The organism is Accumulibacter sp. (genome assembly GCF_032229525.1).
GTDB lineage: Bacteria > Pseudomonadota > Gammaproteobacteria > Burkholderiales > Rhodocyclaceae > Accumulibacter.
This window is the reverse complement of the sequence record NZ_JAVTWB010000016.1, coordinates 10,510-19,310: the sequence shown is the minus strand read 5'-3', so window position 1 is coordinate 19,310 and position 8,801 is coordinate 10,510. Positions and strand designations below refer to the sequence as shown.

Annotated in this window: 7 protein-coding genes and 1 pseudogene; all 8 read left to right on the top strand. The window is 61.8% G+C overall.

From position 1 onward, the window contains the following. Positions 1 to 560: pseudogene (locus RUW20_RS01480) on the top strand (hypothetical protein); the annotation flags it as partial. A gap of 9 nt (positions 561 to 569) precedes the next feature. After that, the gene (locus RUW20_RS01475) at positions 570 to 1,667 is read left to right on the top strand and encodes an XrtA/PEP-CTERM system-associated ATPase (RefSeq protein WP_313950418.1); all 1,098 of its coding nucleotides are present in this window, start codon (positions 570 to 572) and stop codon (positions 1,665 to 1,667) included. A gap of 12 nt (positions 1,668 to 1,679) precedes the next feature. Further along, positions 1,680 to 2,849 carry a non-hydrolyzing UDP-N-acetylglucosamine 2-epimerase gene (gene wecB / locus RUW20_RS01470; protein WP_313950417.1) on the top strand — a complete coding sequence of 390 codons (1,170 nt, stop codon included), beginning with the start codon at positions 1,680 to 1,682 and terminating at the stop codon, positions 2,847 to 2,849. Between the two features lie 18 nt (positions 2,850 to 2,867). Next, positions 2,868 to 3,731, top strand: coding sequence for an XrtA system polysaccharide deacetylase (locus RUW20_RS01465; protein ID WP_313950416.1), 864 nt, complete (start codon positions 2,868 to 2,870; stop codon positions 3,729 to 3,731). Continuing rightward, the gene (locus tag RUW20_RS01460; protein WP_409559278.1) at positions 3,728 to 4,816 is read left to right on the top strand and encodes a FemAB family XrtA/PEP-CTERM system-associated protein; all 1,089 of its coding nucleotides are present in this window, start codon (positions 3,728 to 3,730) and stop codon (positions 4,814 to 4,816) included. The genes RUW20_RS01465 and RUW20_RS01460 overlap by 4 nt, the downstream gene beginning before the upstream one ends. Before the next feature lie 69 nt (positions 4,817 to 4,885). Then, positions 4,886 to 6,439 (top strand): exosortase A, encoded by a 1,554-nt coding sequence (gene xrtA / locus RUW20_RS01455; protein ID WP_313950414.1) that lies wholly within the window; start codon positions 4,886 to 4,888, stop codon positions 6,437 to 6,439. Further along, the gene (locus tag RUW20_RS01450; protein ID WP_313950413.1) at positions 6,436 to 7,617 is read left to right on the top strand and encodes a TIGR03088 family PEP-CTERM/XrtA system glycosyltransferase; all 1,182 of its coding nucleotides are present in this window, start codon (positions 6,436 to 6,438) and stop codon (positions 7,615 to 7,617) included. The genes xrtA and RUW20_RS01450 overlap by 4 nt, the downstream gene beginning before the upstream one ends. A gap of 46 nt (positions 7,618 to 7,663) precedes the next feature. Continuing rightward, on the top strand, positions 7,664 to 8,801 hold a 1,138-nt coding region (gene asnB / locus RUW20_RS01445), incomplete at its 3' end, for an asparagine synthase (glutamine-hydrolyzing) (RefSeq protein WP_313950412.1).

Genomic DNA, 8,801 nt, shown 5'->3' with positions numbered 1-8,801 from the left:
CCGGGCAGGGCAACAACTACGATGCCTTCTATTCGCTCATCGCCGCAAGCAATCCGGGCCTGGCCCCGGACGCGATCCGGGCGCAGGTGATTCAGGTCCTGCAGAGCAGGGGGCTTCCGGCCGATGGCACGGTGGTCAATGGTTACCTTACCGACCGCGAGCAACTGTCGGAGCAGCAGCAGTTATCCGTCGCCCTGCTGGGTGTCCGCAATACCGTGACCTTGACCGCGACACAAAACGTGCAACAGCCTCTTGGCTTGATCAACGGCGCGACCGACAATTATTCGCTGTCCAACCGAATTCGCCAACAGGGAATCGGCATCGTCTGGGGCCACCAGCTCACCGGCATCTCGTCGCTGTCCTTGTCGCTCAATCAACAGCGCAGCACGGGCTATACGGGGGGCTCACCTGAAACCGAGACGCAGTATGCCAATTTGCTGTTTACCACCCGTGTCGGGGCGCGGACCAGTGCCAACGTCGGCGTGCGCCGGGTAATTTCGAGCGGCGTGAGCAGCTATACGGAGAGTGCGTTGACCGGCTCAATTTTTCACAGCTTCTGATCGATTGTCATGTACGAGTCCTTCTACGGCTTGACCAGCAAGCCTTTTCAGTTGAATCCTGACCCTTCGTTCTATTTCGCGTCAAGGCAGCACCGGCGTGCCATGGCCTACCTTGAATATGGTCTGAATCAGAACGAGGGTTTCATCGTCGTTACCGGCGAGATCGGCGCGGGCAAGACGACGATCGTCCGCGGTTTGCTCAATGACCTGGATGCCGAGAAAGTGGTCGCCGCGCAGTTGGTCAGCACCCAACTGGACGCCGAGGATACCTTGCGAATGGTTGCCGCGGCTTTCGGTGTCGGGGCGAAGAACGACGGAAAATCCGAGATGCTGCTTGCCCTCGAGGCCTTTCTGGTCGATGTCACCAGTCAGGGCAAACGTTGCCTGCTGATTGTTGACGAAGCGCAGAATCTGACGGCGCGGGCGGTTGAAGAACTGCGCATGCTGTCGAACTTCCAGTTCGGTACCCAGGCTTTGTTGCAGACCTTCCTGGTCGGGCAGCCGGAGTTCCGGAAGATCATGCAGAGTCCGCAGATGAAGCAATTGCGGCAGCGCGTAATCGCAGCCTGTCATATCGGCCCGATGGATCAGGACGAAACGCAGGCCTACATCGAGCATCGACTCAAATGCGCGGGATCGCAAGGTTCGCCACGCTTCGACGCCGGTGCCTTCGAAGCGCTCTACGAGGCCAGCGGTGGTATCCCCCGACGGATCAACGCGCATTGCGATCGTTTGTTGCTCTCCGGCTTCCTGAACGGCAAGAGTGAATTTACACGCGCCGACGTCGAAGAAGTCGCCAAAGAACTCCGGGAGGAGACTCAATCTGCGCCATCGATGACGTCGAGCAAGATCATGGACGAGGCGCCTGGCGCCGTGAACGCCCAACTGACGGAGAGCGGCATTCTGGACATCGACCTGTCGCGGCTGGAGCTTGACGGCAGCACGGCAGAGCGTGCGTCACGCGCCATCGCGGATCTCAAGAGCAACCATACGGAGCAGCGAATGATCCGTATCGAGCGCAGCATCGTCCGTCTCGAACGCAACAACGCAGCGCTTCTGTCGCTGCTGCAGCAACTGGTCGATGCCGTTCGGGCAAAACAGGAATGAGGGAAAATCGCTTTGTCTGATCAACAATGGCCCGCTGATTTGGGCCCGGTAGTATGCGTCGTCGGCGCCCGGCCAAACTTCATGAAAATGGCACCGATTCTGCGTGCTTTCAGCGCCCATCGTCCGGCTCTGCCGACGTTGCTCGTCCATACCGGTCAGCACTACGACAAGGACATGAACGATCGCCTGTTCGTCGATCTGCGCCTGCCGCACCCGGACATCAACCTGGAAGTTGGCTCGGCGACCCACGCCGTGCAGACGGCGGAAGTGATGAAGCGTTTCGAACCGGTGCTGGACACTCATCGGCCGTCTTGCGTGCTGGTGGTCGGCGACGTCAACTCGACCCTGGCCTGCGCGCTGGTCTGTGCCAAGAAGGAAGTGCCGGTGGTGCATGTCGAGGCCGGTCTGCGTAGCCACGATCGGGCCATGCCGGAGGAGATCAACCGGTTGCTCACCGACCAGCTCGCCGACCGCTTGTACACGACCGAGCGCAGTGCGCTGGCCAACCTGACTCGTGAAGGGGTGGCCGAGGAGCGGGTGTGTTTTGCTGGCAACGTGATGATCGATTCGCTGCTGTCGAATCGTGCATCGGCGCAGCAGCCGGAGAAGACCTTGCAGATGGCGGGTGTCGATCCCGTTGTGCTCGATGATCCACGGGGTTACGGAGTGGTGACGCTGCACCGTCCTTCCAATGTCGATCGCCAGGAGACGCTGGCGCCGCTACTTGCCGTCCTGCGTGAAGTCTCGGAAAAACTGCCCTTGATCTTCGCCTTGCATCCACGCACACGCGCCAACATAGAGCGTTTCGGTCTGGCTGAGCTGCTGCACAGCCAGCGTATTGTCCTGCTGCCGCCACAGGGCTACCTGGAGATGCTCGGCCTGATGGCGGGCGCCAAGCTGGTGCTCTCGGATTCCGGGGGGCTGCAGGAGGAAAGTACCGCGCTCGGCGTTCCCTGCCTGACCATCCGCGAAAATACCGAGCGCCCGATCACTGTCGAGCAGGGAACCAATACCCTGGTTGGCTGTGATCCGCAGGCGATCCGAAAAGGTGTCGACGAGATTCTGTCGGGTGCTGGCAAGAGCGGCCGCATTCCGGAGTTTTGGGATGGCCGGGCGGCAGAGCGCATCGCCGCCGATCTCTCGGCATGGCTGATCGCTCGCCACGCGCAGCGCGCCGGCTAGCGCGGACGGGGACCCGAGATGACAGGCCAGCCGATCACCAACGCACTGACCATCGACGTCGAAGACTACTTCCAGGTTTCCGCGCTCGCCCCCTACATTCCTCGTGACCAGTGGGATTCGCGTGAGTGCCGGGTCGAACGCAACGTCGAGCGTATTCTCTCGATGCTCGACGAACAACAGACGGCGGCGACCTTCTTCACGCTCGGCTGGATCGCTGAACGCTACCCGCATCTCGTCCGTCGCATTGTCGACGGCGGGCACGAGCTGGCCAGCCATGGCTATGGCCATCAGCGCGCCAGTGATCTCTCGGAAGCCGAGTTTGCCGCGGACGTCGGGTCGGCCAAGAAACTGCTGGAGGATATTTCGGGTCAGGAAGTCAGCGGCTATCGAGCGCCGAGTTTTTCGATTGGCGAAGGTAATCTGTGGGCTTTCGATTGCCTCGAACGCGCAGGTTATCGCTACAGTTCGAGCGTTTACCCGATTCGCCATGATCACTACGGCATGCCCGATGCGCCGCGCTTCGCTCACCGGGTACGCGCCGGGCTGCTCGAACTGCCAGTGACGACGGTTCGCTTTTTCGACCGTAACTGGCCCGCCAGTGGCGGTGGTTACTTCCGCCTGCTGCCGTATCCGCTTTCACGTTGGCTGATGCGCAAGGTGAATGAGCTGGATCGTCAGCCGGCAATCTTCTATTTCCATCCCTGGGAAATCGATGCCGAGCAGCCGCGCATCCCGGGGATCAGCGCCAAAACGCGCTTTCGCCACTACGTCAACCTGCAATACACGGAAGGTCGGCTCAAACGATTGCTCGGCGACTTCCGCTGGGGGCGAATGGATGAGGTGTTTCTCGGCACCGCCAACCCGCCGTCGGCGTTGAACTGATGAATTCGACCAGCGAGGAAGTCAGCGGCCTGGCCGCGGCGAGCGCGCCGCTCGAACTCAGGAGCCTCGCTTCTGACGATAGCGCTGCAGTCGCCAAATGGGATGCTTTTGTCGAAGCGTGCCCGGAAGCGACCTTTTTCCACAAGGCAGGATGGCAGCTCATCGTCGGTGAGGTCTTCGGTCATCGAACGGATTTTCTCTACGCCGAGCGGGCCGGCGTGATCGAGGGTGTGCTGCCGCTGGCGCAGGTCAAGAGCGTGCTGTTCGGCAATACGCTGGTTTCGTTGCCGTTTGCCGTCTATGGCGGTGTGGCAGCGAGCAGCCAGGCCGCGGTCGAGCTTCTTGAACAGGAAGCGCAAGCGATTGCCGCTCGCCTCGGCGTCGACCATCTGGAGCTGCGCAATCTTCGCCAGCGTCATCCGGACTGGCCGCTGCAGGACCTCTACGTGCGCTTTCGCAAGGAGCTCGCGCCGGAGGTCGAGGCCAACATGCTGGCCATTCCGCGCAAGCAGCGTGCGATGGTGCGCAAGGGGATCAAAAACGGTTTGCGCAGCGAAATCGACACTGACACGGGACGCTTCTTCGCCCTCTATGCCGACAACGTTCACCGTCATGGGACGCCCGCATTGCCCCGCCGCTATTTCGACGCGCTGCGGCGTGTGTTCGGTGACGATTGCGAGGCGCTGACTGTGGTGGATGCAGCGGGACGACCGCTGAGCGTGGTGATGAGCTTCTATTTTCGCGACGAGGTGCTGCCCTATTATGCCGGTGACGACTTGTCGGCGCGCAATCTGGCGGCCAACGACTTCAAGTACTGGGAGTTGATGCGTCGCTCCTGCGAGCGCGGGGTCAAGGTTTTCGACTACGGCCGCAGCAAGCAGGGTACCGGCTCCTATGCGTTCAAGAAGAACTGGGGCTTCGAGCCACAACCGCTGTTCTACGAGTATTGCCTTTACCGTCGCGACACCATTCCGCAGAACAACCCGTCGAACGCCAAGTACCGGTTGCTGATCGAGACCTGGCGGCGGATGCCGATCGGCCTCGCCAACTGGCTCGGGCCGTTCATTGTCCGCAACCTCGGGTAACTCGCTGTTGGCAGTTCTCTCTTGCGGCACTCCTGCCCGTTCCGATAATTACTGAGTGAAGGCCACGTCATGAACCAGATTGCACCGAGCGCGATTTCGCCTGGCACTCATCCGGGTTGGCGAGTTGCGCTCCCTGCAGTTGTTCTTGTCCTGGTGATCATCCTGCTGCTCTTTCACGAGACTGCACTGGGGATGGTGAGCATCTGGGCGCGTTCGGACACTTACGCCCACGGTTTCATCGTGCCGCCGATCACCCTGTGGCTGATCTGGCGATTGCGTTCGGATCTGGCCGTGATGGCGCCCGGGCACAGCTTTATGGCCGCCATCCTGTCGGCCGGCGTGGGTTTCTCCTGGCTGCTCGGCGAACTGGCCGTGGTCAATGTGGTCCCGCAGTTCGCACTGGTCTCGATGCTGGTCCTCGCCGTGCCGGCGGTGCTTGGCTGGGCGATTGCACGACGCATCGCTTTCCCCCTGCTGTTCCTGTTCTTCGCCGTACCGTTTGGCGACTTCACGATGCCCAAACTGATGGAATGGACGGCGCATTTCACCATTCTCGGCTTGCGCCTCAGTGGCGTACCGGTGCACAGTGAAGGCTTGTTTTTCGTGATCCCCACCGGCAGCTGGTCGGTGGTTGAGGCGTGCAGCGGGGTTCGTTATCTGATCGCTTCGGTCACCGTGGGAAGCTTGTTTGCCTACCTCACTTATCGCTCCTGGAAACGACGGCTGATGTTCGTCGTCGTCTCGTTCGTCGTGCCCGTCGTCGCCAACTGGTTTCGCGCCTACATGATCGTGATGATCGGCCATCTGTCGGGCAACAAGCTCGCCGTCGGCGTCGATCATCTGATCTACGGCTGGGTCTTTTTTGGCATCGTGATCCTGGCCATGTTCTGGATTGGTGGTCGCTGGCGCGAGGACGAGTTGCCGGTTGCGGCACCCGCGGCAGCCGCGGTACCCGCGGCTGCGCTTCCAGCGACGTCGCGTTCTCTGGTCGCGGCCATGGCGGTCGTTCTGGTCGGTGGGATCTGGCCGTTGGCCCACTACCGGATCGAGCACCATCTGGCACCGTCGCTCGAGCGGATTGCGCCCCTCGGGCCGATCGCCGGTTGGCAGCCGGCGGCGCAGGGAGTGGATGAGTGGCGGCCAAGGTTCGAGAACTATGCGGCGAGCACACAGTTGACTTTCGAGAACGGTGGCCGCGTGGCCGGCGTCTTTCTGGCGTACTACCGTAACCAGGATCAGCAGCACAAGTTGGTCAGTTCGACCAACGTGCTGGTGACGAGCGACGACCGGTCCTGGCTCAGGGTGGATAGCGGCGTGCGCGAAATCGTCTTCGATCAACAGCCGATCAAGGTCAGAACTGCCGAATTGCGCGGGGCTGACGGCACGCGCATGGTGGTCTGGCAGTCGTACTGGGTCGATGGCCGGTTGACGAGCAGTGACGCGCTGGCCAAGGTCTACACGGCGCTGTCGCGGCTGGTCGGCAAGGGTGACGACTCGGCGGTGGTCATTCTCTACGCGCCGAGCGACAAGGCCAGCGCCGGGGAGGCGGCGCTCGAAGATTTCGTCCGATCCGCGGGGCCGGTAATCGATTCTGCGCTGCGGCAGACGATGGAGTATCGATGACGCGGGCCAGCGACGCGCGGCCGTTGATCGCGCACGTGGTGTTTCGATTCGATGTCGGGGGTCTCGAGAACGGCGTCGTCAATCTGATCAATCACATGCCGCGCGACGCCTACCGCCATGCCGTGATTTCCCTGACCGACATCACGGATTTCCGCAAGCGTATCGTGCGTGACGACGTCGTTTTTATTGCCCTGGAAAAGCGACCGGGCCATGCCTTGGCGATCTATCCCCGCTTGTTCCGTCTCTTCCGCAAGCTACGGCCGGCGGTGGTGCACAGTCGTAACCTGGCCGCTCTCGAGGTTGCCATCCCGGCCTGGGCCGCAGGCGTCCCGGTGCGCGTACACGGCGAACACGGCCGCGACGTGGGTGATCTCGACGGTTCCAGCAAAAAGTATCAATGGCTGCGTCGTTTCTATCGCCCGTTCGTGACGCACTACATCGCGCTGTCGCGCGATCTCGAACACTATCTGATCTCCCGCGTGGGTGTCCCGTCGGGCAGAGTGGCGCAAATCTACAACGGCGTCGACGCGCGGCGCTTTCGCCCCGTCAGGCCGCGCCAGGCGATTGCCGGCTGCCCGTTTGTGGATCCCGCTTGCTGGCTGATCGGAACCGTCGGTCGCATGCAGACGGTCAAGGATCAGACGACCCTGGTGCGGGCTTTCATCCGCGTTTTGGAGGCCTTTCCCGACCTGAAAAGCCGTCTACGACTGGTGATGATCGGTGACGGGCCGTTATTGGGCGACGCACGGATACTGCTCGAGCAGGCCAGTGTGGCAGAGTTGGCGTGGCTACCGGGACAGCGTGACGACATACCGGAAATACTGCGTGGTCTGGATTGTTTCGTGCTGCCATCGTTGGCCGAAGGCGTCTCGAACACCATCCTGGAAGCGATGGCCAGTGGCCTGCCGGTGATCGCCACCGATGTTGGTGGGAACAGCGAGTTGCTCGAGGTCGGCCGTAGCGGTGAGCTGGTCTCAGCCGCTGACGTCGAGGCGATGGCGCAGCAGATCGCCGCCTACGCGATGGACCCGCAGCGTGCCCGTGCCGCCGGCGTGGCGGGGCGTGCTGCGGTCGAGCGGCTGTTCAGCCTGGAGGCGATGAGTGAGAATTATCAGGGGCTTTACGACCGCTTGCTGGGTTTGCGGGTCGGCAAGGCGGGCGTCGAGGCGCTGGTCTAGCGCAGGCGAGCACAGAAACCAAAAAAGAGAAGGCTGAAGCCAGAATATGTGTGGAATTACCGGAATTTTCGATACCCGTGGCAGGCGCGACATAGATCGCGCCGTGCTCACGCGCATGAACGAATCGCAGCACCATCGTGGCCCGGATGAAGGTGGCCTACACGTCGAGCCCGGTCTCGGCCTGGGCCATCGCCGGCTGTCGATCATCGACCTGTCGACCGGCCAGCAGCCGCTGTACAACGAGGATCAGAGCGTTTGCGTGGTGTTCAACGGCGAAATCTACAATTACCAGCAGCTGATCCCCGAGTTGCAGGCGCTTGGCCACGTTTTTCATACCCGCAGCGATACCGAAGTCATCGTGCACGCCTGGGAAGCCTGGGGCGAAGATTGCGTTCAGCGCTTTCGTGGCATGTTCGCCTTTGCCCTCTGGGATCGCAACCGCGAAACGCTTTTTCTGGCGCGCGACCGGCTTGCCGTCAAGCCGCTGTATTACGCGCTGTTGCCGGATGGCACCTTTATCTTTGGCTCCGAGCTGAAGTCGCTGCTGGCGCACGGCGGGCTGGCGCGCGATATGGATCCCCTGGCGGTGGAAGAGTATTTCGCGCTCGGTTACGTGGCCGAGCCGAGAACAATCTTTCGTCAGGCAAAGAAACTACCCCCTGGTCATCTGCTGACCCTGCGTCGGGGACTAGCAGCGGCCGAGCCGAAGGCCTATTGGGACGTTCGCTTCAGCCTGGGCGAGTCGTACACTCTCGACGAAGCCTGCGCGCAGCTCAACGAAAAACTCCGTGAGTCGATTCGGCTGCGCATGATATCGGAAGTGCCGCTCGGCGCCTTTCTGTCCGGTGGTGTCGATTCAAGTGCCGTCGTCGCGCTGATGGCCGGCCTTTCAAGCGAGCCGGTCAATACCTGTTCGATCGCCTTCGATGACCCGGCCTTCAACGAGGCCGCCTTTGCCCAGAAGGTGGCGGAGCGTTATCGCACCAACCACTACTGCGACCTGGTCGCCAGCGACGACTTCGACCTGATTGACACGCTGGCCAGACTCTACGACGAACCCTATGCCGATAGTTCGGCGATCCCCACCTACCGGGTGTGCCAACTGGCGCGCAAGCATGTGACCGTGGCGCTGTCGGGCGATGGGGGCGACGAGACCTTCGGCGGCTATCGCCGTTACCGCATGC